Origin of the sequence: Halobacteriovorax sp. RT-1-1 (assembly GCF_047085455.1) — a bacterium.
Classification (GTDB): domain Bacteria; phylum Bdellovibrionota; class Bacteriovoracia; order Bacteriovoracales; family Bacteriovoracaceae; genus Halobacteriovorax_A.
In genome coordinates this window covers 459,333-475,472 of the sequence record NZ_JBKIXZ010000001.1, presented here as the reverse complement: position 1 = coordinate 475,472, position 16,140 = coordinate 459,333, and the positions used below count along the sequence as shown (strand labels likewise).

The 16,140-nt window shown below is 36.3% G+C and carries 15 protein-coding genes and 1 other RNA gene; 5 read left to right on the top strand and 11 right to left on the bottom strand.

Annotation, left to right across the window (positions count from 1 at the left end):
• Positions 1-2 precede the first annotated feature (2 nt).
• Entirely contained in the window at positions 3-662 is a 660-nt protein-coding gene (locus ACMAWV_RS02430; RefSeq protein WP_412470013.1) for a hypothetical protein, read from the bottom strand.
• A 60-nt stretch (positions 663-722) separates the two neighbouring features.
• Between ACMAWV_RS02430 and ACMAWV_RS02425 the strand changes: the two genes are divergently transcribed.
• Positions 723-1,097, top strand: a complete 375-nt coding sequence (locus ACMAWV_RS02425) for a hypothetical protein (protein WP_412470014.1) — start codon at positions 723-725, stop codon at positions 1,095-1,097.
• Here ACMAWV_RS02425 and ACMAWV_RS02420 read toward each other — a convergent pair.
• The 3 genes from ACMAWV_RS02420 to aroC form a co-directional block, all read right to left on the bottom strand.
• Positions 1,063-1,782: a hypothetical protein gene (locus tag ACMAWV_RS02420; protein ID WP_392990540.1), complete on the bottom strand. Its 720-nt coding sequence runs from the start codon at positions 1,780-1,782 to the stop codon at positions 1,063-1,065. The genes ACMAWV_RS02425 and ACMAWV_RS02420 overlap by 35 nt on opposite strands.
• Before the next feature lie 164 nt (positions 1,783-1,946).
• Positions 1,947-4,133, bottom strand: coding sequence for a hypothetical protein (locus ACMAWV_RS02415; RefSeq protein ID WP_412470015.1), 2,187 nt, complete (start codon positions 4,131-4,133; stop codon positions 1,947-1,949).
• Between the two features lies 1 nt (position 4,134).
• Positions 4,135-5,127 (bottom strand): chorismate synthase, encoded by a 993-nt coding sequence (gene aroC / locus ACMAWV_RS02410; protein ID WP_103218755.1) that lies wholly within the window; start codon positions 5,125-5,127, stop codon positions 4,135-4,137.
• An 83-nt stretch (positions 5,128-5,210) separates the two neighbouring features.
• On the opposite strand from aroC, the gene ACMAWV_RS02405 reads away from it, so the two are divergent.
• The gene (locus ACMAWV_RS02405) at positions 5,211-5,924 is read left to right on the top strand and encodes a zinc ribbon domain-containing protein (protein ID WP_392990536.1); all 714 of its coding nucleotides are present in this window, start codon (positions 5,211-5,213) and stop codon (positions 5,922-5,924) included.
• Between the two features lie 4 nt (positions 5,925-5,928).
• Here ACMAWV_RS02405 and ACMAWV_RS02400 read toward each other — a convergent pair whose 3' ends face one another.
• On the bottom strand, positions 5,929-7,317 hold the full coding sequence (locus ACMAWV_RS02400; RefSeq protein WP_412470016.1) for a TolC family protein: 1,389 nt from the start codon (positions 7,315-7,317) through the stop codon (positions 5,929-5,931).
• 134 nt (positions 7,318-7,451) lie between these two features.
• Between ACMAWV_RS02400 and rnpB the strand changes: the two genes are divergently transcribed.
• Both rnpB and ACMAWV_RS02390 read left to right on the top strand, forming a co-directional pair.
• An RNA gene (gene rnpB / locus ACMAWV_RS02395) (RNase P RNA component class A) lies at positions 7,452-7,815 on the top strand.
• 58 nt (positions 7,816-7,873) lie between these two features.
• The gene (locus ACMAWV_RS02390; RefSeq protein WP_412470017.1) at positions 7,874-9,892 is read left to right on the top strand and encodes a S9 family peptidase; all 2,019 of its coding nucleotides are present in this window, start codon (positions 7,874-7,876) and stop codon (positions 9,890-9,892) included.
• Here the strand turns inward: ACMAWV_RS02390 and ACMAWV_RS02385 are convergent.
• The 4 genes from ACMAWV_RS02385 to ACMAWV_RS02370 are packed head-to-tail and all read right to left on the bottom strand — an operon-like array spanning position 9,884 to position 12,755.
• A complete protein-coding gene (locus tag ACMAWV_RS02385) occupies positions 9,884-10,312 on the bottom strand; it encodes a hypothetical protein (protein WP_412470018.1) in 429 nt (142 codons plus the stop codon). The genes ACMAWV_RS02390 and ACMAWV_RS02385 overlap by 9 nt on opposite strands.
• Complete coding sequence (locus ACMAWV_RS02380; protein WP_412470019.1) at positions 10,312-11,337, bottom strand: hypothetical protein; 1,026 nt, start codon at positions 11,335-11,337, stop codon at positions 10,312-10,314. Before ACMAWV_RS02380 ends, ACMAWV_RS02385 begins: the two co-directional genes overlap by 1 nt.
• 21 nt (positions 11,338-11,358) lie before the next feature.
• The gene (locus tag ACMAWV_RS02375) at positions 11,359-12,129 is read right to left on the bottom strand and encodes a hypothetical protein (RefSeq protein ID WP_412463069.1); all 771 of its coding nucleotides are present in this window, start codon (positions 12,127-12,129) and stop codon (positions 11,359-11,361) included.
• A complete protein-coding gene (locus ACMAWV_RS02370; RefSeq protein WP_103218748.1) occupies positions 12,129-12,755 on the bottom strand; it encodes a helix-turn-helix domain-containing protein in 627 nt (208 codons plus the stop codon). Before ACMAWV_RS02370 ends, ACMAWV_RS02375 begins: the two co-directional genes overlap by 1 nt.
• A 221-nt stretch (positions 12,756-12,976) precedes the next feature.
• Here ACMAWV_RS02370 and ACMAWV_RS02365 point away from each other — a divergent pair, with 221 nt between their 5' ends.
• Positions 12,977-13,504 (top strand): pentapeptide repeat-containing protein, encoded by a 528-nt coding sequence (locus ACMAWV_RS02365; RefSeq protein ID WP_158246922.1) that lies wholly within the window; start codon positions 12,977-12,979, stop codon positions 13,502-13,504.
• A gap of 183 nt (positions 13,505-13,687) precedes the next feature.
• Here ACMAWV_RS02365 and nadB read toward each other — a convergent pair whose 3' ends face one another.
• Both nadB and nadC read right to left on the bottom strand, forming a co-directional pair.
• Positions 13,688-15,253 (bottom strand): L-aspartate oxidase, encoded by a 1,566-nt coding sequence (gene nadB, locus ACMAWV_RS02360; protein WP_103218746.1) that lies wholly within the window; start codon positions 15,251-15,253, stop codon positions 13,688-13,690.
• Positions 15,254-15,257: 4 nt separating this feature from the next.
• Entirely contained in the window at positions 15,258-16,106 is an 849-nt protein-coding gene (gene nadC, locus ACMAWV_RS02355) for a carboxylating nicotinate-nucleotide diphosphorylase (protein WP_158246921.1), read from the bottom strand.
• Between the last annotated feature and the right edge of the window lie 34 nt (positions 16,107-16,140).

Below are 16,140 nucleotides of genomic sequence, written 5' to 3'. Positions count from 1 at the left end.
TATTACTTAACTTTTACCCAATGACGGCCATCAACTTGAATCTCAATATTACCATCACCGAATGTATCTTTGTGTTCTTTTTTCTTATAAATAGCAACTAATCTTTCAGGATAATCACGTTTCTCTTCAAGAGACATTTCCGTTAAGTTTCCATTTTCATCATTTGTTAATGGTGTTCCACACGGGTACTCATCGTCAACATAAGCAAGAACCCAACCTCCAATGGCTATAGGGACTTCAAGACCTGCATTACCTTTTCCAACACCAAAACCAAAAGTATCTGACGCAATACCAATAACACTTAATTGGCATCTTTCAGAGCATATACGTGCACCTTCAATAGTATCGTAATAACACTTTCCAGGGATTAATTCATCATTAAGAAGCTGATAATCTGCAACATCATTCCAAACAGCATTCCATACTCTGGCACCTCTTACATCACCTGTTGCTGTAATAGAGCCACCATTTGTGATATTTCCACCTGCATTAATATTTGTACCTACACTTAAGTTACGAGCAGCACGAATATCCAATCTTGCAACTAGGTGATTATAAGCAACAAAACTTCCACCTGAATAGTAAAGGTCAGGTCCTGTTACACTAGCTGTCGAAAATGTCGCCGTATTAAAATTTGTTAACGTACCATTTCTTAAAGTCATAACCGTATCCTCTAATAAATAATTTTCTGTATTTTTATAAATCTATTATATAATAGTATCATGAAACGAAGAAATTTTATTTTATCTACAATTTTCTCGCTATTTACCTACAAATCAATTGTACACGCATTTTCGCGTTCTAAAGTAATTGACTCAGGTAACATCCTAATTTCCAATGATTTTGGTACATGTGTAACTTTAAAATCGGGAATGAATTATAAACTTCCTGAGAATCCAACGAGCGTAAAATCTTGTATTCACTTTAAGGTCGTTAAAAGTAAATTATCACAAACGCCAACAGTAAGTAGTAATAAACATATGATTGCCAATAAAACCGGCCAATTTGTTATTGACAAGAATGTAGATCTTGATAAGTCACGTTTTTTTACACTTCAGTATATTAACGAGAAGATTGGCTGGATTCTTTTTTCTTAGGAAAGCAAAAAATTAAGCCTAGAAGAATTATATTTGATACAAACTCAATCTTCATAACTGCAACAGTCAGTAAATGAAAGGCAATTATTAACAGCGCCCAAATGTATAAAGCCGACTTTTTCCTAAAGTATAAGATTAGACCACTCAGTTCTAAGGATACGATAAGTAATCCAAAAATAAAGAATATAAACGTTGGTACTTGATCTAAAACTGGCCAGCTATAACCAATACTAGAATTATAATTATATATAATTTTATGTAAGCCATTTAAATGAAGATAGCCTTGTCCTTCGGAAAAGAAACTTGTGAGAGAATAAAAAACCTTCCAAAACCCAGACATAAAATATACTAGAACAGTTAGAAGTTTAGATAAATTTAGAACATCATAACTTGGATCTTTATTATTATTTTCAAAAATCAGAATTATCGAAATATAAAGCCATAAGAATAAATCGTGGTCGATATCAGCACCATTTGTCATTCCTATTATTAAAAAGAGTAATATTGAATAGAGAATACGAAAATATTTTCGACAACAATCACTTATGGCCCCAAATGTAGAGATAGTCCATAAGCATAAAATTGGAAAAAGAAAACTTACTGGAAGAAATGAAGATATCCAATTTGTTTGTTTTTGAGATGGAAAACTCTCATATAAAAACATGCTGATAATTGAAAATGTCATTAAGTAGAATATCTGAGAGAAACTACTAATCATTTAATTAGTCCTCGACACACTAAAGAGATTCCAACTAAAAAATGGATAAATATTTCCACGATAACCAAATATTTCGCAAATGATTGAAATCGAAATAAAGGCCGAAACAATTATGACTTCAATCTTTTTCACTAGGCGATTACCTCAAAGAAATCAGGAAACGACTTCTCGACACAATCCTTATTTTCAAGATTTCCACCGCCGTTAACCAATTGGTAGAGGTAAGAAACCATAACCATACGATGATCACGAGGTGGTACAATATCAACAATTCGTCCATCTGGCTTGGTACCTATAATCTCTAGAAAATCTTCTGCTTCATTATAGTGATGTTCGATATCGTAAAGTTCCATTAAGTCCATTACAGCACTTAAGCGATCTGATTCTTTATGAATTAAGACTTCAACACTTCTAATAATTGTTGCTCCATTAGCATATGAAGCAAGGAAACATAATGTCGGTATAAGATCCGGACAATCACGACAATCGATCTCAAATCCATTTAGATTATCCATTCCATTAAAGAGTAAACCATTTGATGTGAAGTCAAATTGACCTCCAAGCTCCTCTAGTAAACCAATAAACTTACTATCTGCTTGAAAACGGTCGATACCTTTACAATTTTCAACGAGCACAGGGCCTGTTAAACACCCATAAGCTAATGGATAACCAAGAGAACTAAAGTCCACAGGAACCTCAAAGACTTGCTCACCATTTTTAAATCGTTCAATTAAATTTAGAGTCATGTCCCAATATGGGCGACTCGTAGTTAAGTTAACTGGCTCAACATCAATATCACGTGGAGATAAGGCCATAGCAAGACCTGTAGCAAACTGCGTTGATCGACTACAGTCAACTTCATAGACTCCTCTAGAAATACTTATTGGACCTTGGATTTGAAACCATGTTTTTTCATCACGTGTTACAACTGCATCAAGATCATCTAAGACACTTACTAATTCATCCATGGGTCTTTCAAACATTTTTTCACTTGGAATAAGGCTATACTTATTCTTTCCAAGTGCAAGAAGTGGAATAATAAAACGATTTGTCGTTCCACCATCACCGGAGTAAAGTTCGACCACATCTTCCGTCTCGATCTCACACTCTGGAAATGATCCACGAATAATAATTCCATCTTCTGCTTTTTCAATTGTAAGGCCAATACTTTCTAGGCAGCTTAGCATATTAACAACGTCTGTTGATTCAGGCATGTTAATGAGTTGAATGTCTTGTGGATATATTGCTGCAAGCACAAGAGCTCTATTGGCAAAAGATTTTGATGAAGGTACTTTTATTTTCTTTATATAACTCTTAGATGAGCCTGCACCATTTGCATAGGCCAATAGGTGTTGTCTAATATCATCTAAAGATACCGTTTGAATTGACGGAGAGCCAATACCATTTGGTAGAATCACTTCAATTGTATTACGACTTATTATCTTTTTATCTTTTGCGATGAATTCCATCATTTCATCAACTGGAAGTGAATCCTCCCAAGGACACATCAAGGCATCCAGCCCAAAAATACTTGAGAATTGATTTAAGAATTGGCTTTCTTCATCTCTGTGAAAAACATTAAAAATTAACTTAAGGCCCCAATAAACGGCTACACCATGCGGAAGTTCATAAACCTTTTCAATTGCATGACCTAGAGTGTGACCTAAGTTTAATACTTTTCTTATTCCACCTTCTTTGAAATCTTGCTCAACAATTTCTTGCTTATACTTTGCACAGCGAAGTGTGATTTCATCAAAGCTTGCTTCATTATTAATCAAATTAAAAACTTGCTCATCAAGAAAGTAGTATTTTGCCAATTCTCCCAGACCCGAAATAAAGTCGTCTTCCGCAAGTGTTTCCAAAAATTTTGCACAGATATAAACTTTCTCTGGAAGATGGAATGCACCTATTAGGTTTTTTCCGTATTTTGAATTAACTGCAACTTTTCCACCGATACTTGCATCAATCATTGATAGAAGTGTCGTTGGAATAACACTCCACTTAATTCCACGAAGCAATAATGAAGCAACTAGGCCCGCAAAATCAGAACATGCGCCACCGCCAATAGCAACTAGATGAGCTCCACGATGTACACCCTTTTCAATAAAGAACTCACATGCCCTTTCTACTTCAGAGATATTCTTGCAATCTTCACCAGCAGGTGCAATATAGATTTCAATCCCCTCTCGAACATCGATGAGATCAAGATAAAGACTATTAATATTAGAATCGAGCACAACGAGAATTCGATCAGAGTCAATCTCATTTAGGATTTTATTAACATCATTAATTTCATCAAATAACTTTATTTCTGACAAATTATACCTCGTACGCCTTCTGTCTTAAAAAATGATCGGCCAATACTACCCTAACCATTGACTCTACGACAACAACAGCTCTTGGTAGAATACAAGGATCATGACGTCCCTCTTTAGCATTTGCTCCAACAGTCGATGTTGGCTTGAAAGTTAAATCAAGATTGATCATTTCACCATTACTGATTCCGCCCTCGATTCCACCAAAGTTAGCACTATTAGAGCTTACTTCTTGTCCACTCATATCTGCCATCTTAGAACCTGCACCAAAAGAGAATGCGACACAAGCTCCAATTGAAAGAACAGCTTTTGCAAGATCAGCTTTTAATTTATCAAAAGCTGGCTCACCTAGACCTACTGGACAATTTTCAATATTTACTGAAATTCGACCACCAATTGAGTCTCCTTTCGCCTTTAAATCTATTAAGTACTTTTCAATTTCAGCATCTTTTGATGGATCACCAAAGTTATATGTTCCAAGATTCTGTGGAAAACTCTTAATTATATTTTCACATTCAAATGGACCTAATTTTGAAATAAAAGTATTAACCTTAACTTGAGGTAAAACTAGGCTCGCAAAATACCCTGCAACAACACGGGCAACAGTTTCGCGTCCACTACTACGTCCTCCACCGCGGTGATCGCGAATACCATACTTTAAATCGTAAGTGCGATCAGCATGACCTGGGCGGTAGTTATCCTTTAATTTTTCGTAATCTTTACTTCTTTGATTTGTATTGCGAATAATAACGGCGATTGGAGTCCCTAAAGTTTTTCCCTCAAACACTCCAGAAAGAACTTCCGCTTGATCAGGCTCTTTTCTTGCAGTCACACCCTTTGAGCGTCCTGGTGCCCTCTTATCTAACATTTTTTGTAGATCTTCTAAATTAAAATCAAGTCCACTTGGAACACCATCTAAAACGACTCCAAGGGCCGGGCCATGTGACTCACCAAACGTGGTCATAGAAAACATTTTTCCGAATATACTTCCGCGCATTACAACTCCTGTTTCCCTATTATCGCCTCAAATAAACAAATATTCCAATCGCGACTGCTAGGTAAATATGTTATTAATTACAAATGGAAAACTTAAAATATCTAAAAGATGTCATGGATTTAGAAAAAGTCATTGAGGGCCTAGAGTCCGCGACAGACGAAGAGTTGAAAAGAATTGATTTTTTAAATAAACAACTAGACAACAAAACAGAGTTAAATGATCAACTTAGTGTGCAACTTACTGAAACAAAAGCAAGTTTAAGTTCTCTTGAGAAAGAACTCTTTGATACAGACAAGAAGCTAGATCAGGCAAAACAGAATTTAAGTTCTGTTACTAGCTCTCAACAAGAAGAGGCCATCCAAAAAACTATATCTTCCCTAGAAGAAGATTCAAATCAAAAGCAAGATACTATTTTAGAGCTACTTGAGAAAATTGAGGAAATTGAAACTGAAATTTCTAATACACAAGAGTTTATTAAAGGTGTTAACGAGACCATTTCAGAAATTAACGAAGAAGTTACACAAATAAAATTAAGAAATGACTCTAAAGTAAATGATCTCAATAAACAAATCGATGGCCTCCTAGACGAGGTAGGTATTCGTGCAAAAGACCTATACCTTAAAGCAAAAGTTAAAAATCATCACAGTGCTGCGACATTTCTTCAGGGAAATAGCTGTGGAAGTTGTCGTTTAACTTATTCTGCAGGTGAATGTAGTGAGTTTAATAGTGGAAAAGATTTAATTCTATGCCGAGGGTGTGGAAGATTGATTCTCCCTAGCACCCTGCGAACATTATAATTTTTTATTGAAAGTAATTACCAAGCTTTCCATAGATATCAAGTAAGCTAAAATATAACTTTTGGCGACGGCTGATATACTCAACAAATTTATTCTCTGTACTAATAAGTCTTTCTTCAGCTGAGATGACATTATCAAAGTCAGCACGCCCTCTTGAATAGAGCTTATTATACTCCTTAACTGATAGAGTCGCTAACTTGTGTCTCTTTAGAACTAAATCAATTGTCTTATCAATAAGACGAATCGTATTTTTAAGAGCTTCTAGCTGATTCTTTGTTCGAATTTTAGCTAGTCTATGTTGATACTCTGTATTTAGCTTAATAATTTTCGCTTCTTTTAAATTATTCTTTTCAACAGTCATACCAAGTGGGATCACAATCTGTAGACCAACTTCGGTAGCGTCATTATCAGAACCAAATGTACCATCACTAAATACATTCCCACTACCTGCTACAGTATAACTATTTGTCTTATATGCACCACTAAGCTCGATTGTTGGAAATACTGAGTTATCGTACTTTTCAATTGCACTTTCCAAAGCCTCTAGCTTCTTATTCAATGCTTGAATTGTCAGGTTAGAATCAATCTCTCCATCAGTAATTGGCTCCATTTTGATTTTTTCGATTTTATATAAATCTATATCTCTAAATGAATGGGCCCTCTCTAGTTTACTTTCTAATGACTTCTTGTAAGTTTCAAGTTGTGACTCAAGCTCTGCATGTTCCTCTCCAACAGAGTTCACAGAAGCTTGTGCAGAATAAAGATCTACTCTTTCCTTAAGTCCATCTCTAACTTGCTTTTGAACAAACTTAAGTCTCTTTTCAGCACGTTTCATCGCTTCATCTTTAAGCTGAATTAAAGTCTTTGTTTTCTTATAGTCATAATATGTTTCAATTAGGCCAAGAACATTTTGAGAAACTTCGGCATCGAATGCATACTTAGAAGAATAAACATTTTTTTCGGCAATTTTGATATCAGCATCGTCATTACGTCCAAAGAAGTTCTTTCCTAGATCCTGAGTATATGAAACTTCTTGGTTATAACCTTCATATTCAGTCCCACCACTAAAATCAATATAAGATCCAGTAATAGAAAACTTTCCCCCCCAAACATTTTCTTTCGATAGTTCAACTCCAGAGTTGAATGCTTTGTATGTGTTAACAAGATTTGGATTATTCGGGTTTGATATCAGTCCAACATCATCATGTTGAGCAAGAACACCTAAAGTCCATGGCCTCTTATCACCAGACTCAAGTTCTAGAGTAAGTTTTGAGAGTTCAAAGTTATAGCTAGCTTCTTTTACTTCTGTTGAATCTTTTAAATATTCACGTACATAATTTTTTAGATTTGCACTTGCTGAAAATGACACAAGAGCCAATAAAATATATTTCATCAATTCTCCAAGGCGATTGGCTATATAACTTATACGAATATAATTAAAAAAAGTTTTACCATACTCCCTTAGTCCATGACCAGAGGTGTAACAAGACTTTGACATTTGATGTGACATAGGGCATAAATTCGCAAAGAGTTAAGGAGACTATCGCTGGTTTATTATGCTTCGGTGTAATAGACGGGAGGAAAGTCCGGGCACCATATGGCAGCTTAGCGGGTAACGCCCGTCGGTCGTGAGACTAGGACAAGTGCAACAGAAAGGAAGTACAGGGGTTTGAACTCGATTGGGGTAGCTTCGGCCGGCCAATCAGTGACGAGATTCGTCTCACCTGCTGTAGTGAAAACAGGTAAACTCTAGGCGGTGCAAGCTTGAATAGGTCGACTCATGGGGTAGCCAGCCCTTGTTGACGGGTTAAGCGCTCGAGCCAGTGGGTAACTACTGGCCTAGACGAATGATAGTCCAATACAGGACCCGGCTTATACCTTAACTCTTTATGGGAGTGTGTTGCTAACGCAATTCACTCCCTTCCTTACATTTCAAACACGGAGGCAGAATGAATTATCCTCAACCCAAAAAAATCCCACACGAGACAAAGATTCATGACCAGGTTTTAACTGATGACTACTTCTGGATGAGAAATCGCGAAGAAGATAGTGACGTTATGAAATTTCTCAATGAAGAAAATGAACTCTTCAAAAACTATCTTAGTGACTCTGAAGAACTTAAGAATACAATTTTTGAAGAATTAAAATCTCGTGAACTTCAAACATATGAAACATGCCCATACCCACATGATGAGTATGAGTATTTTGAAAGATATGAAGAAGGGAAAGATTACCCAATTCACTTTCGTCGCCACATTGGCACAGATGAAAGACAAGTCTGTCTCGATGAAAATGAATTAGCTAAGGGACGTGACTTCCTTGATGTTGGTGCATTTGAAATTTCTCCATGCCATCGCTACTTAATCTACACGATTGATGACAATGGTGATGAGCTATACGATCTATATATTAAAGACTTATCAACAAATGAAATCATTAAAGAAGGTCCTAAGAAAATTAATAGCGGCCCTGTGTGGTTTAACGATTCAAAGCACTACGCCTATATTGAAATGGATGAAAATATGCGTCCATTTAAAGTTCACGTTACTGATATAAATAATTCATTTGATAAAGTTATTTATACTGAAGAGTCTGGTGAATACTTCCTTACTGTTGAAGAAACAATGGATCACAGGTTCTTACTAATCAATGCGGGTGGATCTTCAAATAATTCAATCTCATATTTGAAAGCTGATGCGAGTGATCTAAACCCTATTGAAATCTTCCCTAAAGAAGACAAGATTGAATATACAGTTGAAGCAGATGGGAACGATTTCTTAGTTCTAACAAATAAGTTTAGCGAAAACTTCTCAGTTCTAAGAACTCCAATTACAAACCCTGATTACGCGACTGCTTCCGTTGAAGTTGAAGGAAGTCCTGAGAGATATCTTACAAATATTAATGTATTTAAAGATTTCAAAGTTGTAAGCTTTCGCGAAAAAGGACTAAATCACTTTCTTGTTATCAATGGAGATGAAAGAAGAGAAATTACTTTTCCAGAAGATGCTTATCATGCAGGCGGTGGTAATAACGCAAATTTTGATACAAATGTATATCGTTACAACTACAGCTCACCAACGACTCCGAGTACCACTTTTGACTACAATGTAGAAACAGGTGAATCAACGCATATTCATCAAGTTGAAGTTCCTGGCTTTGATCATGAAAATTATGTTGTCGAGAGAAAATTTATCCCTTCTCACGATGGAGTCCTCGTTCCAATGACAATCATTAGAGCAAAGACAACTAAGATTGGTGATCCTAACAAGTGTCTTCTTTACGGATATGGATCATATTCAATTTCAATTCATCCATGGTTTAACCGCAATAATATCTCACTCCTTGATCGTGGCTTCGTTTACGCTATTGGGCATATTCGTGGGAGTTCTACAATGGGACGTGCATGGTATGAGAATGGAAAATTTCTAAAGAAGCAAAACACATTTAAAGATTTTTACTCTTGTGTAAAGTATCTGATTAACGAGGGATATACTGCAAAAGGTAAAATCGGAATTATGGGGGGAAGTGCTGGCGGAATGCTTGTTGGTGCAACAATTAACCTCGACACAGAAAACCTCATTGGTGCAGCTTGCGCAGATGTTCCATTTGTCGACGTTCTAAACACAATGCTTGATGATAGTCTTCCCCTAACTCAGCTTGAGTATGAAGAGTGGGGAAATCCAAATGATAAGGAATACTTTGATTATATCAAGTCATATTGCCCGTATTCAAATGTACAAAAGAGAGATTATCCAGCAGTACTAGCAATTGCAGGTCTTAATGATCCTCGAGTGACTTACTGGGAACCAATGAAGTGGACTTATAAACTTCGTGACTACGCGACGGATTCAAGAGTGAAGCTTCTGTGGACAAATATGGAAGCGGGACACGCAGGTGCGTCAGGACGCTTTGAAACATTTAAAGAAGTTGCCGATATCTACACTTTCTTTATTAAAGAACTAGAATAATACCTTTAAGTCTTGGGGAGAAATCCCCAGGACTTTTGTCATCTTGGTTTTCTTAATTTCTTTTGACCAAATAAATCCAAGAATTTCATCACCATCTAAAATTAATTTCATCTCCCCTTCACCAAGTCCAGGTCGAGTACACACTTCATTTGAATGAGGCTGTTTTGAATAATCATAAACTCTGATCCAACCATCAGTTAGAATTTCTCTAATAATTGCAATGTGACCAGTATCACCACTAAATGGAATGGTATTCTTTCGCCAAAGAATTAAGTCACCAACAGCTAGTTCACTTAGGCGATGTTTTACAAAAGACTTGTCTTCAACAGAATCAAAGAACTCATAAACTCGTTCATATGGAATCTTTATTCCATCCGCAAGAAGAATTTCTTTAATGGCCGTGAAACAATTTACTTTCATTACAGCTTAGCAAGGGCCTTCGTTGTTGCCGTCGAAATATTTAACTTCTCATTTAGCTTATACTTTCTAAATGATCCGGAATAACTCTTCTTAAATTCGGCATGAGAAATTTCAAGAATATAATTAGTAATCTTATACTTTGTAATGGCCGTTTTATACTTCTTTAACTTCTTATAGGACAACTTTGAATCAAGCTCTGGATATTGCTTAAGTTTCTTATCTTCACTATTTAGAATAAAAGTCGGACATTCAATTTGACCAGAAAGCCATTCATCATCGGCTTTTCGATAACCTAATATAGAATCCTTCTCTTTAACAATAATTCTAAGAAGATCAAGCTCATAAGTTTTAGCAATTTTCTTAACTGGAATTTCTGGATACTCGAGAGCATCTTTTGAATTACCAGCAACACAATCTTTATGAACAGGACAACCAACACAATTTGCACTTCTTGCCTGACAATAGATTCGACCAAGATCCATTAGGGCCTCGTTGATTTCACGTCCCTTGCACTTTGCAATTTCAGGAAATTCTCCATCTTCAAATTTTTTCTTAATTAACTTTTGAAGCTTTGGCCCTTTGGCACCTTTTAATCCATAGATACGGCTAACAACTCTTTCAATATTTGCATCAATTGAAAGTGCGCTCTTATTTTGTCCAATACTTAAAATAGCATTGGCCGTGTACTCTCCAATTCCAGTAATAGAGATCAGGTCTTCGTACTTTGTTGGAATTTTACCATTGAAGTTTTCAACGATATCAATTGCGGCCTTTCTAAGGTTTCGAGCACGTCGATAGTAGCCAAGACCTTTCCAAGCGACGCAAATTTCTTCCTCAGTTGAAGAAGCAAGTGTTTCAATATCTGGATAAATTGAAAGGAATCTATCAAAGTGATTTTGAACTGTACCTACAGTTGTTTGTTGCAACATTATTTCAGAGACAAGTGTCTTGTACACAGTTCTATTTCTTCGCCAAGGAAGCTCTGTATAAGTATCTTTCGACCATTTAAGAAGTTTTTTAAACATGATTATTTGTAGCGATTTCTACTATTTTTGACAAGATGCTTTTAAAGTATCGGCCAATTTCAATAGATCTTCTGGATAAAAACCCTTACTTCCGACACCATGGATCGTCGCACCAATATTACTAAGGAAGTCCATTAACTCTCCTTTGGCTTCATCAATATCAGTCAGAACAAAAAGATGCTTTGCATCTGAGTTCTTTACCCAACGAATAATTTTTTGTGTGTTATTGCCACCTTTCGTTTGGCAAAGATAGAGGTCATTTTTAATTTCTCTAATTGATGAGTCAAAAGCCTTGATTGTGACAGGACAGCCATAAGTTAAACGGCTTACAAAACTTCTGCGGTAACAAGTGTCTCCAGATTTAGACCAATCTGAATTACGAAGTGACGCACTTGTATCGATCCAAACCTCATACTTAGGTACTTTCTTCTTTTCAACTTTCTTGGCCTTTCCACAGAAAATATCGAAATATGCACCTGTACATCTAATCATATCGGAATCTATCGTATTCTCGACAGCAACATCTTTATCAGGTGTGCCATACTCTTGATCAACATAGTCTTTGCCTGACTTACCAACCATGTAACCTGTTTGCGGATCAAAGCATCCGTCACCCATCTCTATACAGTGATCGTCATTTTGGGCAATTTTACGTGAGATATTTTTGAATAGAATTTGTTCTAAAAGTGTTTGTTTAGGAGCCGCTGATAAAAAGACAAATTCCACCGTTTGCGGAAGTGCTACTACCGCAGATGAAAATATGAATGCAAGGAGTGTCTTTTTAAAATGCATTAAGCAATCATTCCCCTTTGTCTAAAATATCTAAATAAGTCATTTCCAAGATCGACAATTAAATCTCTAGCGTCGATATCAAGACTTAAAAAATCAGCAACGTAAGCTTTTTGCCTTGGTGTTAATTGGGCCATACGCTCTTTTAACAATTCTTCATTACTCGTATCTGTAACAAATGGCATCGTTCTCGTTTTACCACCAATCTTCATTGTTGGATTAGCATTGATTTGAGCATTGCCAGTTGTTCCACTTTTAATTGTGTCAACGAGGGCCTCTTCAAATCCACCACCGGCTGGTTTCTGTTGAGGTTGCGCTTGTTGTTGTGTAGGCTGCTCTTTCTTTTCATCACCTTTATAGAATTTAACTAATCTTATAAAGTGATCCGTAAAGTGCTCTTCGACAAAATCGATCATTTCATGAAGAGGAATATCCAATTCGGCCGTAATTTTAGCGACTACCTGAGGATTAATCTCAGTTGTCTTCATCGAAAGAAAGCGAGAAACAGTAGAAACACCAAGACCAGTTGATTCAGCGAGATCTTTTTGTGTCATCGGCCCTCTAACCTGCATGTACTTCCTAATAATTCCTAAATAATCGTCTAATTTCTCTTTGTTAAATTCAGACATATACTTCTCCTTGCATATTGAAACACCTGCAACTAGCTGATATTTCGTTCAGGTGCAATTGCGGCCTGAAATTTTATGCCTCAAAAGTCCCTAATATCATTATCGGTTTTAATTTTTATTTCTTGATGCAATTTTATTGCTTGACGCAACTAGTCAAGAATGGTTATTATTGCAGTGTGGATGAACTAATCCACAAATTAAGCAAGGCTTGGGGGGATCACATGGCCACTTTAACAAACTTCATTATGACTGAGACATTATCTGACTTCACAAATGGACAGTATGAAGTAATTGAAAAAGAGCTAGTAAGATCAAGTGATTTAAGTAACTTAACCATATCTGGTTCTCTCTTCTCTCAAACCACTTTCATCGCTGTAAACTTCAAGTCTTGCATTTTCTTTGGCTCGAAGATGAAAGAGTGTAAATTTATCAATTGTTCGTTTGAAAATTGCAGCTTCGAATTTTCACATATTGAAGCTTGCAATTTTGATGGATGCAAGATCGTTGGGAATACATGGAAGTATTCCACTTTAAAGAATTCAATCATTGAAGATTGTGAACTGGATCTTGAAGTATATAAGGTTATCAAAGATGGTGACCAGAATAAAATTGATATTTACGAGGAAACTCAAGATATCGAAGAAATTAAGGAAGAAGTTGAAGAAGTTCTAAGTTTTGAAGCAGCATTGATTGCTTCACCTAACCAATGGGGAACTAGCTTACTAAACTTTATTAAATCTGCAGCTTAAATTTGAAACACCTGGCAATCGTGTTTACGTCACCAGTCTCAAGGATAATACGGCCAGATACAAATCTTTATTAGAGACGATATATCATACCTAGTCTTCTTCTACTGGATGTAGATAAGCAGGAAATCTCGCAACTGATACTTGCTCTCGGGCCAGCTCTCTCAAGGGTGTTGGCCTTCTTTTTTACATTTTACGATAGAAACAACCAATCGATTCTTTATTTCTCATGGACGACTTAACTATCATCGTTGAAACTTCAATAGCATTTCTTAAACCAATTAAGCTGTCATCAAGTTTACAGCTTCGATAGAAGCGAGAAACTTCATCATTGATTTCATTAAACATTGCTAGTGCTCGTTTAAGACGATTTGTTGTTCTTGAAAGACCAACATAGTTCCACATTGTAAGCTTTAGAGTCATCCAGTCTTGCTGAACAAGGGCCTTATCAATTGAAGCGTACTCTTCTTGCCAATTCTTAATTTGCAGATGCGAATAAAGAGTTTCCTCTCCAATATTTTCTGAAATATCAATAGCCGCAAGATAACCCCAAGTTAAACCTTCAAGAAGTGAAGTTGAAGCAAGTCGGTTTGCGCCATGAAGTCCTGAACAAGACACTTCACCTACAGCGTAGAGATTCTTAATTGAGGTTTGTCCCTTCATATCAATCTTAACACCACCACAAGTATAGTGAGCAGCAGGAACAACAGGAATAGGCTCCTTTGTCATGTCCACACCGTGTTCTAGACAGTGCTTGTAGATCGTTGGAAAGCGCTCTTTAATCCACTCTCCATCTTTATGTGAAATATCGAGATAAACACACTCGTGTCTCGTCTCAATAGTTTCTTCCATTATTGAACGAGCAACAACATCACGTGGAGCAAGTTCCATCTCTGGATGGTATTTGCCCATAAATCTTTCACCATTACAGTTAACAAGAACTCCACCTTCTCCGCGCACAGCTTCTGAAACTAAGAAGCGTCCATGTGAAGATGAATCATAGAATGTTGTTGGATGAAATTGAATAAATTCCATATCAATAATATCTGCACCAGCTCTCTTTGCCATTGCAATCCCATCACCACGACTTGCTCCAGAGTTTGAATGATGAAGATAAAGTGCACCGACTCCACCTGTGGCCAGAACTGTCTTCTTTGCCATGGCCTTAACAACATTACCCTTTTCTTGATTTAATAGATAAGCACCAAGAATTTTTCTTTCCTCATAACGCTGAGAAATTGAAATACCATGATGGGAAGCTGTAATTAAATCAATTGCAGTATGTGCTTCTAAGAAGTGTACTGTTGGATAGCGTTTTTGATCTTTTAGTAAATTTAAAAGACTAATTTGAATTTCCTTACCAGTGTAATCACCACGATAAAGAATTCTCTCAATTGAGTGGGCGGCTTCTTTTGTATATTTTAATGAGTTATTCTCATCTCTTTCAAAATTAGCATTTGCTTTCTCTAATAAGAGTTCATCAATCGCTAACTTTCCAAAATTTCTTAATGTTTCAATCGCTTGCGGATTAGAAGTATTAGAAGATGCTACTTGAATATCTTTTCCTAGAGCATCATCACTTGCATTTGGATAAATGATTCCGCCTTGTGCCCAGTATGTATTCGATACCTGAGGATCCTTTGCACGAGTCACAATTCCTACTTTTAAATTACTCTCTGCAAGCTTTGCAGCAGTAGCAAGACCTGCAATTCCACAACCTAAAATAAGAACATCGAAGTCGTAACTATTCACTTCTCTAACCTCTCGCGTACTTTAGCGATAAATCCACAGCAGGAGCATCGTAAGTAAGAGCGCCTATACTGATAGCGTCGACACCTTTTATCAGATAGCTTTCTAATGTATTTAAACGAACACCACCAGAAACTTCAAAAGTAACACCTTCTGGCTTCTCTTTTACAGCTTCTTTAATCTCTTCAGGAGAGAAGTTATCAAGCATGATATGTCTTACACCTTCACCTAGTGCAATCTGTAGTTCATTAAGATCATGAATCTCAACTTCGATTGGCGTATAAAATGAGTTCTTAGATTTGAAAAAATCAATCGCCTCTTTTACACCACCAAAGAATGACTTGTGATTATCTTTAACCATCCACATATCACTTTGACCGAAGCGGTGGTTATATCCTCCACCAGTTACTACTGCGTACTTCTCAAGTGCACGGTATCCAGGAAGAGTCTTTCTTGTATCGAGAATTCTTACGCCACTATCATGTGCAAGAGTTGTAAATTTATTTGTGTATGTTGCAATTGAAGATGCTCTTTGAATTAAGTTAAGAGCAATTCGCTCTCCTGTTAGAGCAATTGAGAAAGGAAGTTTAAATTCAATTTCGGCCATTTCATCCTTTGTGAATTTTTGACCTTCAAACTTTTTAAAGTTTTCATAATTTAAATTAGCACCTAGGTAGTTAAAGGCTTCAATAAAATAAGGCAGGCCACAAAGAACCATATCATCCTTAATCTTTAACTTACATTGAACTTCATCATTTGGAAGTGATTGAATATAGTTCAGGTTACGACTTAGATCATCCTCTTTGAAATAGATCTCTATCGAATCTTGTAGTGCTTTATTTACTAATAAATTCATTTCTTTCTTACTCCGTTTAGATGTTTTTTCTACC

Bases quoted from the DNA above. Each gene is read 5' to 3' on its own strand.
- ACMAWV_RS02430 (WP_412470013.1), bottom strand. From the start codon at position 662: ATGACTTTAAGAAATGGTACGTTAACAAATTTTAATACGGCGACATTT.
- ACMAWV_RS02425 (WP_412470014.1), top strand. From the start codon at position 723: ATGAAACGAAGAAATTTTATTTTATCTACAATTTTCTCGCTATTTACC.
- ACMAWV_RS02420 (WP_392990540.1), bottom strand. From the start codon at position 1,782: ATGACATTTTCAATTATCAGCATGTTTTTATATGAGAGTTTTCCATCT.
- aroC (WP_103218755.1), bottom strand. From the start codon at position 5,127: ATGCGCGGAAGTATATTCGGAAAAATGTTTTCTATGACCACGTTTGGT.
- ACMAWV_RS02405 (WP_392990536.1), top strand. From the start codon at position 5,211: ATGGAAAACTTAAAATATCTAAAAGATGTCATGGATTTAGAAAAAGTC.
- ACMAWV_RS02400 (WP_412470016.1), bottom strand. From the start codon at position 7,317: ATGAAATATATTTTATTGGCTCTTGTGTCATTTTCAGCAAGTGCAAAT.
- ACMAWV_RS02390 (WP_412470017.1), top strand. From the start codon at position 7,874: ATGAATTATCCTCAACCCAAAAAAATCCCACACGAGACAAAGATTCAT.
- ACMAWV_RS02385 (WP_412470018.1), bottom strand. From the start codon at position 10,312: ATGAAAGTAAATTGTTTCACGGCCATTAAAGAAATTCTTCTTGCGGAT.
- ACMAWV_RS02380 (WP_412470019.1), bottom strand. From the start codon at position 11,337: ATGTTTAAAAAACTTCTTAAATGGTCGAAAGATACTTATACAGAGCTT.
- ACMAWV_RS02375 (WP_412463069.1), bottom strand. From the start codon at position 12,129: ATGCATTTTAAAAAGACACTCCTTGCATTCATATTTTCATCTGCGGTA.
- ACMAWV_RS02370 (WP_103218748.1), bottom strand. From the start codon at position 12,755: ATGTCTGAATTTAACAAAGAGAAATTAGACGATTATTTAGGAATTATT.
- ACMAWV_RS02365 (WP_158246922.1), top strand. From the start codon at position 12,977: ATGGCCACTTTAACAAACTTCATTATGACTGAGACATTATCTGACTTC.
- nadC (WP_158246921.1), bottom strand. From the start codon at position 16,106: ATGAATTTATTAGTAAATAAAGCACTACAAGATTCGATAGAGATCTAT.